17 protein-coding genes and 1 pseudogene are annotated in these 19,034 nt (G+C 57.2%); 15 read left to right on the top strand and 3 right to left on the bottom strand.

Annotated elements, in window-relative coordinates:
* Window positions 1-4: 4 nt before the first annotated feature.
* From ACZ7GB_RS05300 to ACZ7GB_RS05235, 14 genes and pseudogenes are all read left to right on the top strand, one after another.
* Window positions 5-892: a sulfotransferase domain-containing protein gene (locus ACZ7GB_RS05300; protein ID WP_472157879.1), complete on the top strand. Its 888-nt coding sequence runs from the start codon at window positions 5-7 to the stop codon at window positions 890-892.
* A complete protein-coding gene (locus tag ACZ7GB_RS05295; RefSeq protein ID WP_472157878.1) occupies window positions 889-2,022 on the top strand; it encodes a glycosyltransferase in 1,134 nt (377 codons plus the stop codon). Before ACZ7GB_RS05300 ends, ACZ7GB_RS05295 begins: the two co-directional genes overlap by 4 nt.
* A 24-nt stretch (window positions 2,023-2,046) precedes the next feature.
* On the top strand, window positions 2,047-2,718 hold the full coding sequence (locus ACZ7GB_RS05290; protein ID WP_472157877.1) for a sulfotransferase family protein: 672 nt from the start codon (window positions 2,047-2,049) through the stop codon (window positions 2,716-2,718).
* Entirely contained in the window at window positions 2,708-3,862 is a 1,155-nt protein-coding gene (locus ACZ7GB_RS05285; protein ID WP_472157876.1) for a glycosyltransferase family 4 protein, read from the top strand. The genes ACZ7GB_RS05290 and ACZ7GB_RS05285 overlap by 11 nt, the downstream gene beginning before the upstream one ends.
* 188 nt (window positions 3,863-4,050) lie before the next feature.
* Window positions 4,051-5,022 (top strand): hypothetical protein, encoded by a 972-nt coding sequence (locus tag ACZ7GB_RS05280; protein ID WP_472157875.1) that lies wholly within the window; start codon window positions 4,051-4,053, stop codon window positions 5,020-5,022.
* A 47-nt stretch (window positions 5,023-5,069) separates the two neighbouring features.
* Window positions 5,070-6,353, top strand: coding sequence for a Vi polysaccharide biosynthesis UDP-N-acetylglucosamine C-6 dehydrogenase TviB (tviB, locus tag ACZ7GB_RS05275; RefSeq protein ID WP_472157874.1), 1,284 nt, complete (start codon window positions 5,070-5,072; stop codon window positions 6,351-6,353).
* Between the two features lie 15 nt (window positions 6,354-6,368).
* Window positions 6,369-7,487 carry a glycosyltransferase family 4 protein gene (locus tag ACZ7GB_RS05270; protein WP_472157873.1) on the top strand — a complete coding sequence of 373 codons (1,119 nt, stop codon included), beginning with the start codon at window positions 6,369-6,371 and terminating at the stop codon, window positions 7,485-7,487.
* A complete protein-coding gene (locus tag ACZ7GB_RS05265; RefSeq protein ID WP_472157872.1) occupies window positions 7,484-8,113 on the top strand; it encodes a sugar transferase in 630 nt (209 codons plus the stop codon). Before ACZ7GB_RS05270 ends, ACZ7GB_RS05265 begins: the two co-directional genes overlap by 4 nt.
* Window positions 8,110-8,760 (top strand): acetyltransferase, encoded by a 651-nt coding sequence (locus tag ACZ7GB_RS05260; RefSeq protein WP_472157871.1) that lies wholly within the window; start codon window positions 8,110-8,112, stop codon window positions 8,758-8,760. Before ACZ7GB_RS05265 ends, ACZ7GB_RS05260 begins: the two co-directional genes overlap by 4 nt.
* A gap of 3 nt (window positions 8,761-8,763) precedes the next feature.
* Window positions 8,764-9,897 carry a DegT/DnrJ/EryC1/StrS family aminotransferase gene (locus ACZ7GB_RS05255; protein ID WP_472157870.1) on the top strand — a complete coding sequence of 378 codons (1,134 nt, stop codon included), beginning with the start codon at window positions 8,764-8,766 and terminating at the stop codon, window positions 9,895-9,897.
* Window positions 9,898-10,107: 210 nt separating this feature from the next.
* Window positions 10,108-12,072: a polysaccharide biosynthesis protein gene (locus ACZ7GB_RS05250; protein ID WP_472157869.1), complete on the top strand. Its 1,965-nt coding sequence runs from the start codon at window positions 10,108-10,110 to the stop codon at window positions 12,070-12,072.
* Window positions 12,069-12,557 (top strand): NUDIX domain-containing protein, encoded by a 489-nt coding sequence (locus ACZ7GB_RS05245; RefSeq protein WP_472157868.1) that lies wholly within the window; start codon window positions 12,069-12,071, stop codon window positions 12,555-12,557. Before ACZ7GB_RS05250 ends, ACZ7GB_RS05245 begins: the two co-directional genes overlap by 4 nt.
* Before the next feature lie 240 nt (window positions 12,558-12,797).
* Window positions 12,798-14,795 (top strand): acyltransferase family protein, encoded by a 1,998-nt coding sequence (locus ACZ7GB_RS05240; RefSeq protein ID WP_472157867.1) that lies wholly within the window; start codon window positions 12,798-12,800, stop codon window positions 14,793-14,795.
* A 70-nt stretch (window positions 14,796-14,865) separates the two neighbouring features.
* Window positions 14,866-16,044 (top strand): annotated as a pseudogene (locus tag ACZ7GB_RS05235) (IS3 family transposase).
* 56 nt (window positions 16,045-16,100) lie between these two features.
* On the opposite strand, the gene ACZ7GB_RS05230 reads toward ACZ7GB_RS05235, so the two are convergent.
* Complete coding sequence (locus ACZ7GB_RS05230; protein WP_472157866.1) at window positions 16,101-16,643, bottom strand: YdcF family protein; 543 nt, start codon at window positions 16,641-16,643, stop codon at window positions 16,101-16,103.
* On the opposite strand from ACZ7GB_RS05230, the gene ACZ7GB_RS05225 reads away from it, so the two are divergent.
* Window positions 16,574-17,614 carry a GSU2403 family nucleotidyltransferase fold protein gene (locus tag ACZ7GB_RS05225; RefSeq protein WP_472157865.1) on the top strand — a complete coding sequence of 347 codons (1,041 nt, stop codon included), beginning with the start codon at window positions 16,574-16,576 and terminating at the stop codon, window positions 17,612-17,614. The two genes, ACZ7GB_RS05230 and ACZ7GB_RS05225, sit on opposite strands and share 70 nt — an antisense overlap.
* 4 nt (window positions 17,615-17,618) lie before the next feature.
* On the opposite strand, the gene ACZ7GB_RS05220 is transcribed toward ACZ7GB_RS05225, so the two are convergent.
* Window positions 17,619-18,260, bottom strand: coding sequence for a YdcF family protein (locus ACZ7GB_RS05220; RefSeq protein ID WP_472157864.1), 642 nt, complete (start codon window positions 18,258-18,260; stop codon window positions 17,619-17,621).
* A gap of 69 nt (window positions 18,261-18,329) precedes the next feature.
* Window positions 18,330-19,022 carry a GntR family transcriptional regulator gene (locus ACZ7GB_RS05215; RefSeq protein ID WP_472157863.1) on the bottom strand — a complete coding sequence of 231 codons (693 nt, stop codon included), beginning with the start codon at window positions 19,020-19,022 and terminating at the stop codon, window positions 18,330-18,332.
* Window positions 19,023-19,034: the final 12 nt, after the last annotated feature.

Below are 19,034 nucleotides of genomic sequence, written 5' to 3'. Positions count from 1 at the left end.
TCGCATGAAACGACCCGATTTCTTCATCTTGGGCGCCCCGAAATGCGGCACCACCTCGCTGGCGGACTGGCTGGGTCAGCATCCCGGGGTGTTCATGAGCACCTTCAAGGAGCCGCATTACTTCAACACCGACGACAGCTTTCGTTTCATCCATGACGAGGCAGGCTACCTTGAACTGTTCCGCGACGCAGGCTCCGAACACCTGGCCGTGGGCGAGGGGTCGACCTGGTATCTGTTCTCGGAGACCGCCGTGCCGGGAATCGAACGGTTCACCGACGCAACCGCGCGCTACATCGTCTGCCTGCGCAACCCCGCCGAGATGGTGCCTTCGCTGCACGGGCAGGTCTTCTTCAGCGGCGACGAGGACGAGCCGGATTTCCGCAAGGCCTGGGGCCTGCAGGCGGCGCGGGCCGACGGGCGCAACCTGCCGCGCCTGTCCAACCAGAAAAGCCACCTGCAATACGCCCGCGCCTGCGCCCTTGGCAGCCAGGTCGCGCGGCTTCTGGAGGTGGTCCCGCGCGACAGGGTCTGCTTCGTCTTCCTCGAGGACATGTCTCGCGATCCCGCGGGAACGCTGGCACGGGTGCTCGATTTCCTCGGGCTGCCGCAGCCCGATGCGCCGCTGGACCTCGCGGCGACGAACCAGGCCCACCGGCCCCGCTCGGTGCTGCTGACGCGGCTGATCTCCCTGGGGCGTGTCGTCCGCAACAGGCTGGGCCTGAAGCGCGGACTGGGCCTGCTGACCCAGCTGCGCCATGCCAACAAGCAGGTCGCCCCCCGCCAGCCGCTGGACCCCGCCTTCGTGGCGGAGTTGCGCCGCCAGTTCGAACCGGAGGTCCGGAAACTGGAGCAACTGCTCGACCGCGACCTGTCGCACTGGAGAACCCCATGACGGTTCGGCCGCTGTCCCACCTGACCTTCCTGCTGCCGTCCCTGCGGGGCGGCGGGGCCGAACGGGTGATCCTCGACGTCGCCCGCGAGGCCGTCCGCGAGGTGGCGTGGGTGGATCTCGTGCTGCTGGAGAGCGAGGGCCGCTACGCCGCCCTTGTCCCCGACGGCGTGCAGGTGGTGACGCTGGGCGCGGGCCGTGCCCTCACCAGCATCGGCAGGTTCCGGCGCTACCTGCGGACCGCGCGCCCCGATGCGCTGGTCTCTGCCGTGCCCCAAGCCAATGCCGCGGCGCTGCTGGCGGCGGCCCTGGCCGGGCTGTCCACGGCGCGCGTGGTCAGCGAGCACAACATCCAGACCCCGAGTCGCATCACCAGCCGCAAGGGGCGCCTGCTGCTGAAGCTGATGCATCGGGTCTATCCCCTAGCGGACACGTTCGTCGCGGTCTCGGATCCGGTGGCGCGGGTGCTCATGACGGATTTCGGCCGCCCTGCCGGCCAGGTGGCCGTTGTGCCCAACCCCGTGGACACGCCCATGATCCACCGCCGCATGACCGAGGCTCCGGCCCATCCCTGGCTGGCCGACAAGACCACGCCCGTGCTGGCCTGCGCGGCCCGGCTGGTGGCGGACAAGGACCTGGGCACGCTGATCCGGGCGCTGGCGGCCATGACCCGCTTTCCCGACACCCGGCTGGTGATCCTCGGCGAAGGGCCGTTGCGCGATTCCCTGTTGGAGCAGGCGCGCGCGCTGGGTGTCGCGGACCGGGTCGACCTGCCCGGGTTCTCGGACAATCCCTTTGCCGAGATCGCGCGCTCCGATGCCTTCGTGCTGTCCTCGCGGTTCGAGGGCTTCGGCAATGTGGTGATCGAGGCGCTCGCCTGCGGCACGCCGGTGGTCGCCACCCGCAACACCGGCGGCATCGCGGACCGGATCGAGGATGGGCAGGCGGTGCGCTGCGTCCCGATCGGCGACGCCACCGCCATGGCCGATGCGATCGAGGAAACGCTGGCGACCGGCAAGCCGTCGCATGCATCCGAGATCGCCGAAGCCTTCCTTCCGGTCCACGCCTGGACGGGCTACCGGGCCGCCATCGCGCAGGCCATGGCCCGCCGCGCCGACGCCAGCGGACGCTGAGGCGGCAGGGAAGGGGGAACCGAGATGGCACATGAGCTTAGGAACCGCATCAAGAGCTTGGTGCCCGACAGCCTGCTGCTGGGCCAGTTGGTTCTGCGCCGTGCCTATGCCTGGCAGCAGACCGGGCTGATCTTTGTCCACGTGCCCAAGAACGGCGGCACCTCGATCAACAATGCGCTCTACGGCCGCTTCATGGGGCATTTCCGGGTGCGTGACATCGAACGGGTCCGCCCCGACCTGCTGCGCGCGCTGCCCTCGCTGGCGGTCACCCGCAACCCCTGGGCGCGGGCCTATTCCGCCTGGAATTTCGCCCGCAAGGGGGCCGAAATGACCGACGGTGCGCAGATCCGCCATGCCGAACGCTACCGCGGCGCCGAGTTCGCCAGTTTCGAACGGTTCGTCATGGAGTGGCTGCCGGGCCGCGAGCTGGGGCGCGAGGATTACGTGTTCCGCCCGCAGACCCAGTTCCTGCTGACCCGGGCGGGGCAGGTGGGTGTCGCGCATCTGGGGCGCATCGAGGACACCGGCACATACCTGCCGTTCCTCGAGGAAACCCTTGGCCGCCGAGTCGAGATCGGGCATCTCAACCGCACCGCCGATCCCTTCCGCTACCGCGAGGCCTATACCCCCGGGATGCGCGACACGCTGGCCCGCTGCTATGCCGACGACCTCGAAAGGTTCTCCTATGACTTCTGAGAAACCCGTCGCGCTGCATATCATCACCGGCCTGAACGACGGCGGCGCCGAGGCGGTGCTGTACAACCTCATCCGCACGGCACATGACTTCGAGCACAAGGTGATCTCGCTCATGGGGCCGGGGAAATACGGGCCCAAGATGGAGGCCGAGGGCTTTGACGTGTCGTATCTCGGGCTGCGCCCCTCGCTGCCTTCGCCGCTCAAGCTGATGAAGCTGACCGGAATGGTGCGCCGCGCCGCGCCCGACGTGGTGCAATGCTGGATGTATCACGCGGACCTCTTGGGCGGATACGCCGCCTGGCGCTCAGGGGGCCGGGCTATTGTGTGGGGATTGCACCACACCACTTTGGATGGCCGGGGCACCAAATGGACCACTCGACAGCTGGTGCGGTTAAACTCCCTTGTAAGTTCTTGGTTACCAAGCCGCATCATTACCTGTTCGAAAAAAGGTAAAGTCGTTCACCGTGAGATAGGCTACCCGGAAAACAAATTGATCGTCGTGCACAATGGCTACAACACGGACGCCTTTCAGCCTAATGATGCTGCGCGAACCGCAATCCGCATCGAATTCGGCATCGATGATGACCAGTTTCTTTTGGGGTGCGTGGCTCGCTATAATCCGCAGAAAGATCACAAGAATCTGATATTGGGCTTTGCTGAGGTGGCAAAGGTGCGGCCAGACGCACATCTACTTCTGATTGGTCCTGGTTTGACAAGAGACAATGATGAGATCACCGCGCTGCTCGCGGAAAAACAGCTCGGCGACCGTGTTACGCTCGTGGGGCCGCGGTCCGACATCCCAGCTGTGATGAATGGCCTCGATCTGCATGTGTTGAGCAGCGCTTTCGGTGAAGCCTTTCCTAATGTCATTTCAGAGGCGATGTCTTGCGGCACTCCCTGCGTGGTCACCGATGTGGGGGACAGCGCTACGATTGTGGGTGAAACTGGAAGCATTGTTCCACCGCGCGATCCGCAAAGTTTGGCGGAAGCAATTCTCAGCTTGGCGCCAGGCCTGTCCGACCCCGCAGTGAAGGCTGCCTGCCGTAATCGTATTCTAAACAACTTCACACTGGATCATATGGTAGAGGGCTACACCCATGTGTGGCGTAACAGTATAATCGAAGCAGAGGCTCGCGGTCGTTGATCGGCTTCGCGGATACGGGCTGGGAGGTGTTCTCCCTTTCGGCCATCTGGATCTTCGGGCTGATGCTCATTATCGGGCTGTGTCGTTTTTTTCTAGTTCCGACGCGATACGGAATAGGGCTCTACACTTGGCACTCTCTATTCTGCGTTGTGTACATTTTTTATTCGATGAATAACCCAGCGGACACGATGCTTTATTATCTCCGTTCGCTAACTTGGGATCAGGGCCCTGCGCTTGGCACTCGCTTTGTGATTTTCTTTAATTCTATCTTCGCCCAAGGCTTGCAACTTTCATATGGCGGCTCGTTTTTCGTCTTTAACATCTTGGGAAGCATCGGTTTGATTGCTTTTTTCGCTGCGATGCGCGAAATGTTTGCAACCAAGTCGCGTCGAGCACGCAAAGTCGTCAATATTCTACCGTTCATGCCCGGGTTTAGCTTCTGGAGCACCGCAATCGGCAAAGATAGCATCGCTTTCTTCGCGGTTGGTTTGATATGTTGGGCGTCCTCAGCGCCGTATCGGCGTTTTCCGTCGCTCCTGATCGCCTTTGTTGCCATGCTCGCGATACGCCCACACATGGCTGGCTTCCTGATGATCGGTTTAGCTCTCGCATTTTCGTTGGCTAGCAAAGTTTCTTTAACAATGAAGGTGCTGATCAGCTCGATCATTATACCAATGGCAGCCGGCGTAGTTGTAGTCGCGCTAAACTACGTCGGTCTTGAGGACAACATTTCGAGCGAAAGTGTCATTTCTTACGTGGACCAGCGCCAGAATTACAACGACGAAGGTGGGAGTTCAGTTGACATAGCCAACGCGTCAGTGCCATCGAGAATGTTCATGTACGTCTTCCGGCCGCTTTTATTCGAAGCTCGAAGCGGCCTCGGTCTAGTTGTGAGCCTAGAAAACTTAATACTACTGGTTATATTCATCGGGGGAGTGGTCGGGATAATGAAGCGCGGCTCAAATTTGACGCGCTTTCAGCGGATTTTGTTTACTGTTTATGTGCTGATTAGCTGGTTGGCATTGGCCAATACTACCGCCAACCTCGGCATTGCGATCCGGCAGAAGACCATGTTCACTCCAATGCTACTGATGCTAATGATCAGTTATCTTCCGAACATTCGCCACGCACCACTTCCGCAATTTCTCGGGCGCAGGTGAATGTGCATCCTCCTAAATTTTCATAGCTGTCTGATGGAGACTTCCCGATGTCCAATTCCCCTTCGATGAGTACGAAGCACCTCGCTGTATTGGGGCTGGGCTATGTCGGTCTGCCACTCGCGGTGGAATTCGGTAAAGCCCACAAAGTCACCGGTTTTGACGTCAACGCTGAGCGTATCGCTGAACTTTCCAAGGGGCACGACGCGACAAGGGAAGTTAGCCCGGAAGAGCTGAAAGAGGCCAAAGGGTTGAAAATGACCTGTGATTTGGAGGCATTGCGTGACTGCTCCGTCTTTATTATCACCGTCCCCACGCCAATCGACGCGCATAAGCGGCCCGACCTGAGACCGTTAATCCGTGCCTCTGAAACAGTCGGGAAAGTACTGAAACGCGGCGACGTTGTCGTCTATGAGAGCACGGTTTACCCTGGCGCCACCGAGGAAGATTGTGTGCCCATTCTCGAACAGGTTTCGGGCCTCAAGGTGAACGTTGATTTCTACGTGGGCTACAGCCCCGAACGCATCAACCCTGGCGACAAGCATCACCGCTTGCCGAATATTCGGAAGGTCACTTCGGGCTCGACCCCAGAGGCGGCGGAATTCGTAGATGCACTTTATGCGAGTATCATTTCGGCGGGTACTTACAAAGCAGAGAGTATCCGTGTGGCTGAGGCTGCGAAGGTGATCGAGAATACGCAACGCGACCTTAACATTGCGTTGATGAATGAACTTGCGATTCTATTTGATCGAATGAATATTGATACTGAGTCTGTTATTCGCGCGGCTTCGACAAAGTGGAACTTTTTGCCGTTTCGTCCTGGGTTGGTCGGGGGGCACTGCATCGGGGTTGATCCTTACTATCTTACGCACAAGGCTGAAGCTGTGGGGTATCACCCGCAGTTAATATTGGCCGGGCGGCGAATTAACGACGGAATGGGTAAACATGTAGCCAACACTTTGGTCAAAGAGATAGTGCGGCGCGGGCTGACTATACGTGGCGGGCGCGTGTTAGTGCTGGGCATGACGTTCAAGGAGAACTGCCCAGATTTGCGTAACACCCGCGTCATCGATGTTGTTTGGGAACTTCGTGAGTTTGGATTCGAAGTCGACGTGGTCGATCCCCAAGCCGACCCGGGGGAGGCTTTACAGGAATACAAAATTCCTCTTGTTGAGCCTGATACGAACGCCTACGAGGCGATAATTCTCGCGGTGCCTCATAAGGAATTGGTGGAAAAAGGTGTGGATGTGTTGCGGTCTTATGGCAAAAATGGCCACGTATTCTACGACATGAAAGCTGTCTTTGGACCAAATGCAAGCGACTTGCGTCTCTGAGCGGTGGTAAAGGCTATGCGCGTCCTTCTGGTTGGCTCCTACGGGCCGTCGCTCCTCAATTTTAGAGGGGCGCTAATTTCCACTTTGGTCGCAGTGGGGCACGACGTGCACGTGGCTGCTCCAGAGCTTGATGAAGTTCTGCGCCAAAGACTTCAAGCGTTGGGAGCAACAGTGCATGAAACTCCGCTTGATCGACAAGGTACGGGTCTCTTCGCTGATGTGGGTTATTTAAATCGTCTGACCGCGCTATATAGTTTTTTAAAGCCCGATTTGGCTGTCACCTACACGATTAAGCCGAATATCTGGGGGGCTTTTGCTGGCGCACGGACGTCAACTCGCACTGTCGCTCTTATTACCGGCCTCGGTATCACCTTCACCGATACGGGAAGCGCCGATGGTGTTAAGGTGAAAATAATAAAGGGCATGGTGCGTTGGCTCTATCGCAACGCGTCCAGATTTAATTGGAGAGTCGTTTTTCAAAATTCTGATGACCTTTCGGATTTCGAAGCAGCCGGTTGCTTGACCGACCCATCAAAAGTCCGAATGATGAACGGCTCTGGCATTGACTTGGAACAATTTCCGCAGGTTCCATTGCCAGACACTCCCAGCTTTCTAATGGTTTCTCGTATTTTGGGCGCTAAGGGAGTGCGTGAATACGCCCGAGCGGCGATAGCGGTAAAAAAGATACATCCTGGGGCGCAATTTCGTCTCGTCGGTTTCTTTGACAAAGGGCCGGACGCAATCTCGGAAGATGAGGTCGCGCAATGGGTCGCTGAAGGCCTCGAGTTTGTAGGGCCTGCAGAAGACGTCCGGCCGCATCTCGCTGCCACTCAGGTTTATGTGCTGCCTTCATATCGTGAGGGGACGCCTAGATCGGTGCTTGAAGCAATGGCTAGTGGCCGCCCCATTCTAACTTCGGACGCACCGGGGTGTCGCGAAACCGTTGTTAACGGAGTTAACGGCTATCTCATTCCAGTGCGAGACGCAGATAAACTTGCTGAGCGAATGTGCGAATTGATTGAAAGCCCAAGCCTCACACAGGAGATGGGGGCTGCAAGCTATGCAATAGCAAAAAATAAATTTGACGTTCACAAGGTGAACGCAAAGCTTCTTTCGGATTTGGATTTGCTATGAGATTAAATATCCTACTTTTTTGGCAGAAAATTTGGAAGAGATTTCTGGATATTCTTGCGTCAGTGATCGGGTTGATTTTTTTTCTTCCAGTTTTTCTGATAATTGGTTTTTTGATCCGCTGTCAAATGGGTTCACCCGTTCTATTCCGCCAGACTCGCCCAGGCCTCCACGGAGCTCCCTTCGAAATGATCAAGTTTCGTACAATGCGCGACGCGACCGGTCCAGACGGCGCTCCCTTGTCCGATTCGGAGCGCCTCACCTCGCTGGGGCAGTTTCTGCGCTCGACTTCTCTAGACGAGCTGCCTGAGCTTTGGAACGTCCTGAAAGGCGAGATGAGCCTAGTCGGCCCGCGCCCGCTTCTGATGGAATACCTGTCTCTTTATTCTCCCTTCCAGGCGCGTCGCCACGAGGTGCGTCCAGGTGTTACCGGTTGGGCGCAAGTTAACGGGCGCAACGCGATATCCTGGAACGAAAAGTTCACGCTCGATGTCTGGTATGTCGACAACCGTAGCTTCTGGTTGGATATGAAGATTATCTGGTTGACGGTTCGAAAGGTCGTGAGGCGTGATGGAATCTCTGCTGCCGGAGAAGCGACGATGTCAAAATTTACTGGGAATGATTTATGACGCGACTAATTGGAGTTTATGGAGCAAGCGGGTTCGGGCGCGAGGTGATGCCGATTGTGCGTCAGCATTTCTCCGGTCATCCTTCTGTGGAATGTGTGTTTATCGACGATGGCGAGACGAGTAACGTCATAAACGGTCATAGGTGCATGAACTTCTCTGCGTTCGTAAGTGAGAAAGCCGATAGTCGTGCAGTTAGCTTGGCGATTGCCGATGGTAATATCAGGCAGAAGCTCGCGAAAAGATGCGAAGTTGCTGGTATTAGGATTTTTGATGTCCGGTCGCCAGATAGCCGAGTTCTAGATTGTTCGTCCATCGGAGAAGGGCTTGTGCTATGCGGTTTTGCTTCAATTACTTCGAATGTAGTTATAGGCAGGCATTTTCATGCCAATATTTACTCCTACGTCGCTCATGATTGTGTGATTGGGGATTTTGTAACTTTTGCACCCGGCGTCATGTGCAACGGTAACGTGCGCGTAGAAGACCACGTATATATTGGCACAGGCGCAATCATTCGCCAAGGAGCGCCCGAAAGGCCATTGGTTATCGGCTCCAAGGCGATCATCGGTATGGGCGCCGTGGTCACCCGCGACGTCCCACCTGGCGTTACCGTTGTGGGCAACCCCGCTAAACCATTAATTAAGGACTGATCTATGCGCCTCTACCTATCCCGCCCTCATATGTCTGGCCATGAAGAGGCGCGCGTGGCTGAGGCATTCGCGTCGAACTTCGTGGCGCCAATCGGACCGCAACTCGATGCTTTTGAGGCGTCTGTGCGGGACTACCTTGGAGCGGATGTTTATTGCGTTGCGCTCTCTTCAGGCTCGGCTTCTCTTCATCTCGCCCTGCGCATTGCAGGTGTCGGGCCCGACGACGAGGTCTGGATTTCTTCAATGACTTTTGCCGGCGGCATATTCCCGGTCAAATACCTCGGGGCGAAGCCTCGCTTCTTCGATCTCGACCCTGAAAGTTGGACGTTAGATGTCGCACGGTTGTCGGAGGAACTGGCGAAGGCAGATAAGGAAAATCGACTCCCCAAAGCAATCGTGCCGACTGATCTTTATGGGCAGTCGGTTGATCTTGACGCGCTTGAGGCACTCGCCAAGCGATATGATGTGCGTTTGATCGTCGATAGCGCAGAGAGCCTCGGAGCGCGTTACAAGGACGGGCGCAAAGCTGGGGCCGGTGGCGACGCCGCTATCTTGTCGTTCAATGGCAACAAAATTATTACGACCTCCGGAGGCGGCGTGCTTGTAACCCGGCACAAGGAGTGGGCGGATCAAGCTCGTTTCCTCGCCACCCAAGCTCGTGATCCGGCCCCGCATTACGAACATTCTACATACGGCTACAACTATCGTCTCTCGAATATCTGTGCGGCAATCGGCTTGGGTCAGATGGAGGTGCTTGACGCTCGCGTCACCCGCCGCCGTGAAATTTTTGCGAAATATGAAGCGGCGCTGGCCGGGCCCGGGATTAGCTTCATGCCTGAACCTGACGGACAGGTCTCGACGAATTGGTTGACCGCGCTGACTGTTGATCCGGTTGAGACAGGTGTCAGCCGAGAGGACATCCGCCTATCACTCCTTGAACATCAAATCGAATCCCGGCCTCTTTGGAAGCCGATGCACTTACAACCGCTCTACGCTGGCATGCCCTATCATGGGGCAGGGGTTGACGAGAGGCTTTTCGCGAATGGGCTATGCCTGCCTTCAGGAAGCGATATGACCGAGGGCCAGCAAGACGAGGTAATTGAGCATGTCAAGAAGTTGCTCCAGGTGAAGCGGTAGCACAATTCTCGGTGCAGCTTCATGTATTTAGTTTCGGACCGGAGCGGGGTCCGGGAGAGTTTTTTTGATCATCTCGGTCGCAACGGCGATGCTTTGGGCAGCTCCTTGCCGCCGACATGGTCCATGGAGAAACCGAAGTTCGTTGTTGTTCTATGGCGACTCCGTTAAATTCCCGTCTAGTTACAGTAGATAATTTCAGGATGGCGCTTGATGCCAATTCACACTGATTTCCTTTCGAGCCTTAGCCGGCATATGAAAGTTGGGATGCAAGTCTTTCTTGATTCTGTTCTTATCTTTCTCGCGTTTGCCGCCACTTTGTTCTTGTCGCCTCATGGCATTACCGCCCTCGCGAACCTGCGCGCTTGGGGCGTTCTTGGGGCCGCGCTCATCGTCGCGATTGCCATTTTCTGGCTGCAAGGACTCTATAGGGCTCTCGTGCGCTATGTTACTGGAAGAATTCTATTTCCGGTCGCAATTGGCGCTGTGGCTTCGGGTCTGACCCTTGATGCAACTGCAGCGTTCGTCGGCGTGGCGCTGCCGCGGGCCGCGCCGGTCATTTTCGTGATGTTTGTGTTTCTCTCTGTTGGAGGGGTGCGATTTCTTGCGCGGACGTTGTTCCGTAGCCCGACGCACATAAACAAGCGCCCGGTGATCATATACGGCGCCGGTGACGCGGGATTGCAACTGCTCAACTCTCTATTTCACGGCCGTGAGTATGCCCCAGTCGCTCTCGTCGATGATGACCCTAAGCTGCAAAGCCTGACCGTCGGAGGATTTCGGGTGCATGCTCCGCGGCACATCCCGCGGTTGTTGGAGGAAACAGGGGCACAGGTCGTTTTGCTCGCTATACCGAGCCTAAGCCGCTCGCGCAGGCGTGAAATCGTTGGTGACCTTGAGGACCTTTCGGTGGAGATCAAGACGATACCCGGCATCTCCGAAATAATCAGTGGTAAGGCCAAAATTTCGGAACTGCGCACGGTATCAGCAGAAGACCTCCTTGGCCGCGATCCGGTTGCGCCAGACTACGAACTTCTCAAGATGAATATCGAGGGGCGTGTCGTGATGGTGTCCGGTGCTGGTGGTTCAATCGGAAGTGAGCTATGTCGGCAAATCTTGAAACAGGCGCCCTCTGCACTTGTGCTCTATGAGGTGTCCGAGTTTGCTCTATACTCCATTGAGGCAGAGCTCGTTCAGACGCTGAGGCGTCTTGGCGCAAGAACTAAGATTTTTCCGGTGCTCGGTTCGGTCCAACAAGAACGTCGCCTTGAAGCTGCAATTGAAGTGTTCAACGTCGAGACAATCTATCATGCTGCGGCATATAAACACGTTCCTCTTGTTGAAGAGAACGTCGTAGAAGGTATCCGAAATAATGTGTTCGGAACTTTGACAATTGCCCGTGCCGCTAAAATGCTGGGAGTCGAGAATTTTATCCTTATTTCAACCGACAAGGCTGTGCGCCCGACCAATGTCATGGGAGCAACCAAACGTATTGCGGAGCTAATTTGTCAATCGCTTGCGCAGGAGGCTTCAGGCACGGTTTTTTCGATGGTTCGGTTTGGAAATGTCCTCGGATCCTCTGGCTCCGTCATACCAAAGTTTCGAAAACAGATTGAGAGCGGTGGACCGGTTACTGTAACTCATAAAGATATAAACCGTTTCTTTATGACCATCCCCGAGGCGTCGCAACTTGTGATCCAAGCCGGAGCAATGGCCAAGGGAGGTGACGTGTTTGTGCTCGATATGGGGGAGCCTGTTAGAATTCTTGACTTGGCCGAAAGCATGGTAAAGCTTCATGGCCTTACGCCATATATCGCCGACGATCCCGATGACACAGCACCTGAAAGAGGCGACATCCCAATTTGTATTACTGGTTTGCGGAAGGGGGAGAAGCTCTATGAAGAGCTGTTGATTGGCAATGATCCGGCGCCAACATTGCATCCGAGGATCATGACCGCCACAGAAGCGTGGCTACCGATGCCCGAGCTTGAACCCATTTTAAAGCGCCTCATGGAGGCGTGTGAAAAATTCGATCTGCCTACGATTTTGGGAATACTTCACGAACTACCCCTTTCCTATGCTCCACAGAATGAGGAGATCTCTGATCTCCTCTGGAATTCTATGACGATACGAAGAGAAAACCCGACCGCTGGGAAGGCTAGGGCTCTTTCAGGATGACATCGCGGCTGAAAGAAAATTGGAGCATAAGTCAGTTACTTTGGAGTCGGCTGCTTCATCTCTATTTTCGGGTCTCGCGGGGGCTGACCCTCGGAGTCCGCGCGGTTGTGAGGTCGAACGAGGGTAAGTTCCTTTTGGTGCGTCACACCTATACGTCAGGATGGCACTTTCCAGGAGGCGGCGTTGAGAGGGGAGAGGCGGTGGAAGGGGCTCTCAGAAAGGAGCTGCTTCAAGAGACACAGCTGGAACTCGTCGGAAAGCCTCTTCTTCATGGTGTTTTTTTCAATGAGGCTGTCAGCAAGCGTGACCACGTTTTCACGTTCATTTGCGATGTGGTCGGCGAATTGCCTGATCGTCCCGGCAGTCTCGAGATCGCGGAGCTTCGCTACTTTGGGTTGGATGAGTTGCCAGATGGAGTTGATCCTGGCACGGAGCGGCGAATGCGAGAGATCGACGAGGGTAGATCACCCAGCGCCGTTTGGTGAGGACTATCAATTAATGCTGACACCTAGTCGTGTTCGATTTTAACAAAACATCCAACTGAACACGGGTGTGCCGTTAATTGAGAAAGTTACTGTCGCTTTCGTAACGAAGCTGGGTTGCCGTCGCGATTTTCTAAGGGATGCGATTGTAGGTAGGAAGAAGCGTGCAAGTATGATGATGAAAGATGTGTAAGGTAGACTTGAGTAACCTTAATATAGTGGTGTTGGCGCCAGGTGGTTGATATGAGCTCTCTTAAGTATCGTAGAGATATCGATGGCTTGCGCAGTCTTGCGATCATTCCTGTAGTGCTTAATCACGCTGGAATCCCTGGTTTTTCCGGCGGATTTGTTGGCGTTGATGTCTTCTTCGTAATCTCCGGGTATCTTATTACCGGAATTCTAGCGCGTGAAATAGACGAGAAGCGCTATTCAATTGTTAAATTTTACGAACGCCGTGCGCGACGGATACTGCCCGCGCTTTTTACTGTGCTTATTAGTTGCCTTGTCTTGGGCTGGTTTGTGTTTTCGCCTACGTTGTATGATCAATTGGCAAAATCGGTATTTGCTTCACTGCTTTTCATCTCAAATTTTTGGTTCTGGCACAGTGCGGGCGATTACTTCGGTCCAGCTGCCGATCTCGAGCCGTTGCTTCACACATGGTCACTCGCTGTTGAAGAGCAGTTCTACGTCTTCTATCCGCTTCTCCTATGGTTGTTGTCTGGCTATTCGCGACGACTTTGGATTGTCGTTGTTGCAAGTATCTCAGCCCTCTCGTTGGCGCTCTCAGCATTTATCACCCTCAGTCATCCGACCTTCAGCTTTTATCTACTGCCGACACGAATCTGGGAGCTTGGCGCAGGTGCGCTTCTTGCGCTCGGAGCAAATCGCACTTTCAGGCGGAATTGCACGCGAGAACTCGCGGGTGTCCTCGGCCTCACATTAATTGCTGGCGCAATTTTTTTTATAAATGATCAAACGCCTTTTCCCGGATTGGCCGCGATTGCGCCTGTGGCGGGTGCATCCCTCCTTATTTTTGCGGGCACAGGCTCAGGTTCCATCGCCACTTCGATGCTCTCCCTTCGCCCTTTTGTAGGCGTCGGGCTCATCTCGTATTCCTTCTATCTTTGGCACTGGCCGATCATTGTTGCCGCGCGAGTTATCACGCAGACGAGTATACTCCAGCTTCCGATCGCAGTGTCTTGCATACTGATTGCTCTTGCGCTTTCGATAATCAGTCTATGGGTAATAGAACGCCCTTTTCGAAAAAATCGCGCACAGCGGGTCGTATCGGGTTTAGGCATTCTGACGTTTTCGGTGGCTGGCGCGACCGCCCTTGCAGTGTACGCAGGGGTCGTGATCAAACAAAACGGGATGATCGATCGGCTCCCAGCGGACAAGGTCGCTGCCTATGAACAGGCTATCAAAAGGGGTGAGGAAGACAAAGTCTGCATGGGGCTGTCAGATGCTGAGTTGCCCTGCCATATAGGAGCGCCCGAAGCTTCTACTGGGCCTGCCCGCGTTGCGATCTGGGGCGACTCCCACGCCGGAGCAATGTTGTCGGGTTTTCAACAGTGGTTCGCATCTAAGGATGAAGCAGCACTGGCGTTTGTCAAATCCGCCTGCGCGCCAATGATGGGCGTGCGTCGCGCTGATTTGCCTAATAAACACGCGTGCGATTCACACAATGCTTCAGTAATGAAGAAAATATTGGCGGATCCGAATATTACCGAAGTCATCCTCGCTGCACGGTGGGCGCTCAATGTTGAGGGTGAGCGTGCTCTTCACGAGGTTGGGCAGTCAGCAATATTAGCAGAAACTGGCAAGCCGACGCGAGGGATTTCTGACAATTTTCGTCTGGTATCAAGTGGGCTTGAACAACTCGTGTCCCGTTTGCGCGCTCATGGAATATCCGTTGTGATTATTGCAGGTATACCAGAAATCGGTCGAAACGTGCCCGAGATGCTGCTAACTCACGATCTGAAAAAGTCGCTGCACGGATTTGGTCCCGACTACAAGGCGTACATGGCTCGCAATAAGCGGGCTGATGCTATTCTTAAAGAGATAAGAAATAAATATGATGCAAGCTTGATTGAGCCAGAAAAAATCCTGTGCAAGGAAGATTGCATTCTTCAAGTCGGGGGAGAGGCTTTATATCGTGACGATGACCATTTGAGTGCATTTGGAGCTCGCTGGCTCATCCCAAAGTTGATGGGATCTCTTTCGAACGATGTTTTGAATTGAAGCGCGTTTGACCTGCTACGGGATTTTCCGCCACCATCGATTAGAGTCCGACCCAACTTGAGGACGGACAATGAAGCGAACGAGGTTCACGGACGAGCAGATCATCGGCATCCTGGTAGAACGCGAGTCAGGCGCGAAGTGCGCGGACCTGTGCCGCAAGCACGGCATGTCGGAAAGGACCTTCTATAACTGGAAGGCGAAGTTCGGCGGCATGACGGTGCCGGAGGCAAAGCGGCTGAAGACGCTCGAAGACGAGAACGCCAAGCTGAAGAAGCTGCTGGCCGAGCAGATGCTGGACATGGCGGCGATGAAAGAATTGGTCTCAAAATAGTGGTGATGATGAGCTCGGGCTCTCGGAGCGGCGGGCGTGCCGGACTGCCGGGGCGGATCGCAAGATGGTCCGCTTTCAGGCGCTGCGAGCTCCGGATACGGAGCTTCGCGGGCGGTTGCGAGAGCCGGCCAACGAACGCAGACGGTTCGGCTATCCGCGGCTCTTCGTGCCGGCTCGCGCCGGGAGGGCGAGCCGGCCGGGATCAATCGGATCTATCGGCTCTACCGCGAAGAAGGCATGACTGTGCGCAAAAGGAAGGTCCGGCGTAAGGCGGTCGGAACACGGGCCCCGATCTTGGTCGCGGCGCGTCCCAATGCTCGCAGATCGCTGGATTTCGCTACGCGGACCTTCGGTTCGTCCACGACCCATTCGCCAGGGGCCAGCGCTTCCAGGTGCTCAACGTAGTCGACGATGTTACCCGGGAGTGCCTCGCCGCCATCCCGAACACTTCGATTTCGGGGCGCCGGGTGGTGCGCGAACTGACGGCTCTGATCGAACGCCGCGGCAAACCCGGAATGATTGTCACCGACAACGGCACCGAAATGACCTCCAACGCCATCCTGCGATGGTGTTCCGAGCACCAGATCGATTGGCACTTTATCGCACCGGGCAAGCCAATTCGAGACACGGCTTCGTGGAGAGTTTCATCGCCGGAATGCGCGACGACCTGCTCAACGAGACCATGTTCCGTAATCTGGCTCATGCGCGCGTCGTGATCGCCGCTTGGGCTGACGACTACAACACCGAGCGACCGCATTCGGCCTTGGACTACCAGACCCCGCCTGACTACGCACGGGCCCTGAGCACCGCAATCGCCCGCCTCGGTTCACGCGAGATGATAACTCAGCGCGTCGTGCGATTGCTCAACTTGTCCCGATCGGCGTAAATACCAACCGGGCTCCGGTCGCTGCTGGATGAAAGACCCGTGGCAGGTCAGATGAAACCAGCCTTGCTTTCTTCGCCTCGCAGACAATCTATCTCCCGCTCGCCGCATAAGCCCAGATCCCGACCCATTCCTTGAGTGCAAGGTCGAGCGTGTCGAGATGGCTCGCGAGATCCCAGCCGATGTCATCGAGAAATCCCTCTGCGCGATAATCGACAGGGTAGGGGACTACCTCCTCCCAGCCGGCGCGCTTAAAGCTCGCCATCGCGCGTCTCATCTGGAAGGCGCTGGTGACGAGGACCCAGGTCTCGCTCGGCTTGGGCCGCGCGAGATTGTGGCTGAGGCGCGCGTTCTCACTGGTATTTCGCGATCGGGTCTCGAGAAGAAGGCGGGCTTGAGGGAAACCTGTTTCACGAAACGCCGCGGCCATGACTTCGGCGCCGGGCATGCTTTCTCGTGCCAGATCGCGCAGGGCGCCGCTGCCTGCAGTCGATGACAGCTTGCCGCGGGGCCAGGGGATCCATAGTTTCCTACACAAAGTAAAATAATGTGTAGGAATACCTGATGGAACACCTCCCGGTCCCGATCCAGACTGCCTATCATGAGTTGATGCAGAGGTTCCGGGTCCGGCCACCCCTCTCCGTCCCTGGGTCCATCATGCGGATCGAGAAGTCCGGTCGGGGCTATTGGGTGTCGAGGCGCCGCATCGGGGACCGAGTCGTGGAGAAAACGATCGGCCCTGAGACGTCGGAGGTCCTGGCGACCGTCGCGGCCGCGCGCGCCGAGCGGGAGGTCTACGACGGTTGGCGAAAGAAGAACGCGACCCTGGTGTCGATGCTGAAGGCCGCCGGGATCCTCTCGCTCGACGTTAACACCGGGAAGGTCCTCTCTTCCTTGTCTCGGGTCGGCTTCTTCGAGATCGGCGGGATCCTCGGAGGGACGAACGCGTTCCGCCTCTATCCTGCCCTTCTTGGGGTCGCCGCCCCCGCGTCGGAGATGGTCTTCACCGGTGACATAGACATGCTCGCGCCCTCGCATATCCGCCTCGCCGGTCCGAGAGAGCCGCTTACGAGCCGCCTTCGGAGCGCCGGACTCGAGTTCGAGACGCGGTTTCCGATGGGCCCGGCCGACACCTCAAAGCACGTCGTTCAGGACAACATCGAGATCGAGATCATCGGGCCGGTCGCTCGCGGCGGTGAGACGAGCTACGTCCATGAGGGCAGTCAGGAGCCGGTCGCAGCGCTGAGATTGCTGGAGTTCCCCCTGCGGGACCCGGTGAGGGTCGTGGCCCTCTACCGGGAAGGGGTGGAGGTTACGGTCCCTGCCCCGGAACGGTTCGCCCTGCACAAGCTGATCGTGGCCCAGCTCAGGACGGGGAGCTTCAAGAGCAAGCGGACCAAGGACCTCCGACAGGCCTCTTGGCTTCTGAGGGTCCTGGCGGAGGCCCGGCCAAATGAGACGATGAACGCCTTGCGCGACATCCGCAGCCGGGGCCCGACTTGGCGAAAACATCTCTCGGCGTCCCTGAGGGAGGCGCCGGACGCCGCGAAGGCCCTGAGGTGGATCGAGGCCGAGACGGACGAACCTGACCCGGGGGGGTGGTGACCCCTCAAAAGGATGAACGTCCCCCACCAATCCGATCGGTTGGAAGGGGCTTGTGGCGAGGTCTTTTGGTCACGCAGCTCGGACGCGCCGCCGTGGCGGGAAATCTGTCGATCATGGATGACAAAGACGGCGGCAAACGGCAGAGTTGCCGACCTTTCGGATCTTCGTTTCGATCACGACATGGGTCCTTGGGTATACCTGAAAACACACGCGCCGCGCCACGAGAGGCAAGCTGTTCGATACTCACCCGGAGGGTCTGGGTTGGCGCGATGCCTGTTTCACGAAAGGCGGCTGCCATCACTTCGGCGCCGGGCATGCCTTCCCGTGCCAGATCGCGCAGGGCGCCGCTGCCGCCAGAGAGAAGGATCCTGGCGTCTGGAAAGCGATGGGCCAGGGCGAGGCCAGCGGTGACGCGCTCAGCGGCGGCGTTGAGCTGAACCTGGTGGTGGCGGGCCGTGCCGCCCCCGTCTTCGGCGCCGCCCAGGATGATGATCCCGTTGACATGAGGCAGCTGCATATTGGCCGGACAGGTTTGCTCCAAGAGGGCTATCAGGAGATCGCCGATGGGGACGAACCTAAGAGCAAGGAGGTCTTGTGCGCGCTGAAGCACCAGCTCGCAATCCAGTCGTTCGAGAAAGCTACCCATAGTCTGTCATATAGGTAGCTTTTCCGGGCCGGCGTTGCCCGCTCTGCCCGGCATCGCCGGTCAGTCCGTTCACCCGCGCTCGGCTTCGCTCTCCTTGAGGCTGGCGAGGATCACTTCGTAGGCGCTGTCGATATCCTCGCGCAGGGCTGCGATTGCCGCCGCACTGTCGCCGTCCCGGATCGCTTCGAACAGCCTGCGGTGCTGCTTGTTGGAAACACGGTAGTGGCCATGGCGTTGCAGCAGGTGGAACTGCGGATTTATCCGCAGCCAGATATTGCCGATGATCTCGAGGAGCAGGGGGGAACCTGCCTGCCGGTAGATGGTGAAGTGGAAGTCGTAATTCGCGTGGATGAATTCGCGCACCTGACCTGCGGCTTCCGCAGCTTCCATCGCGTAGAGGACTTTCTCCAGCCGTGCGATGAACTCGGGATCGCGGCGCTCAACCGCCCAGGCCACCGCGGTGGTCTCGACCTCTGAGCGGACTTTGCGCAGGTCGGCGAGTTCCTCTGCCCCGAGACGCGGCACCCCGATGGATCGTCCCGACACGATGGTCAGGGCTCCGAGGGCCATGAGCCGGGAAATTGCTTCGCGCACCGGCATCGGACTGACGTCGAGCGCCTTGGCGATGCTGGCAACAGTGATCGACTCGCCGGGTGCGATCTCGCCCTGCAGAATCAGATCACAAAGCCGCTGATGCACCAGCGTCTGCAGGGTTTCGCGCTTCAGCGGCGTGACGCTTTCGAACATGGTCAGACCTTTCATTTCACGGCCTAA

This window comes from Thioclava sp. PTB-PU3-1, from assembly GCF_055666785.1.
Note: the sequence above shows the minus strand (reverse complement) of the source record. Positions and strands in the feature narration are given on the sequence as shown.